This is a genomic window from Pseudomonas sp. FW305-3-2-15-C-LB1, assembly GCF_058787615.1.
On sequence record NZ_JBYSZX010000041.1, the window covers coordinates 1 to 1,365 of the forward strand.

The window sequence follows — 1,365 nt, forward strand, 5'->3', positions numbered from 1 at the left end:
GGGACTGTCAGATTTTTTGTGTGCGGGCCGGTAACGGCCTGCCGTCAGGCAGGCCCTAATTCTCACCAGGTTGGCCTGATGAACCGATCTCCGTACAGAATCGCAAATTGATTCATCGCACTTTTCCAATCATGGGCCGGTTTTCCCCAATTGGCTGTTATGTTGCGCAATCCCAGCCAAATCAGTTTGGTCGCTGCGTCATCATTCGGGAAATGCCCGCGAGTCTTGATGACCTTGCGTAGCTGGGCGTTGATGCTCTCGATGGCGTTGGTGGTATAGATCACCTTCCGGATGGCGGGCGGGAAAACAAAGAATGGAATCACACGATCCCAAGCCCGTCTCCAAGCAGCCACCACCGTTGGATATTTCTCACCCCACGGCCCGTTCTCAAACTCATCGAGTGCTTGCTCAGCCGCTTCGGCATTGATGGCTTGGTAAATCGGCTTCAGCTCCTTGGCCAGTGCCCGCCGCTTGTCCCAGGCCGCGTAGTCCAGGCTGTTGCGGATCAGGTGCACGATGCACGTCTGCAACGTCGTATCTGGAAACACTGCACTGAGGGCCTCTGGCATGCCCTTGAGGCCATCGGTCACGGCAATCAGAACGTCTTCGACACCACGGGTCTTGAGGTCGTTGAACACCTTCATCCAGAACTTCGCCCCTTCGGTGTTCTCGATCCAGATGCCCAAGATGTCGCGCGTCCCGTCGGGGAGAACGCCCAGGGCCAAATAAATGGCCTTGTTGCGCACCAGACCTTCTTCGCGGATCTTCACCCGCAGCGCATCAAAGAAAATGACCGGGTACATCGGCTCCAGTGGCCGCTGTTGCCATGCGCCAATTTCTTCCATGACCTCGTCTGTCACAGAGCTGATGAAATCGGGTGAAACGTCCGTGCCGTATTGCTCAGACAGAAATGCCCGAATCTCTCTGACCGTCATTCCACGGGCGTACATGGCGATGATCTTGTCGTCGAAGCCGGTGTAACGGCGCTCATGCTTGGGGATCAGGATGGGCGAGAAACTGCCGTCACGGTCTCGAGGGATATCCAGCCGTAGCGGGCCATCGCCGGTCAGTACGGTCTTGCCGCTCTTGCCGTTGCGCTGATTGGTCTCATCCTCTGGGCGCTGCGCGCCCGGAGGATAGCCCAGATGATGGCCAAGTTCGGCGTTAAGGGCTCGCTCGATCAGTGCTTTCTTGAAGGCGGCAGAGGCCTCTTCAATGGCCTCGGCGGTCATCAGTGGGTTAGCGGAAAACTGCTCAAGAAGCTCTTTCGGGATCTTAGGCAATTCGCGAAGCGGTTTCTTTTTGGTTGGCATACATGCACCTCTTACTCATGTTATGCCCGAACACAAAATTTCTGACAGTCCC

1 protein-coding gene is annotated in these 1,365 nt (G+C 56.3%); it reads right to left on the reverse strand.

Translation table 11 applies throughout. The features are described 5' to 3' along the window. Positions 1-62: 62 nt before the first annotated feature. Positions 63-1,313 (reverse strand): IS256 family transposase, encoded by a 1,251-nt coding sequence (locus AC3WP7_RS30020; RefSeq protein WP_102593307.1) that lies wholly within the window; start codon positions 1,311-1,313, stop codon positions 63-65. Between the last annotated feature and the right edge of the window lie 52 nt (positions 1,314-1,365).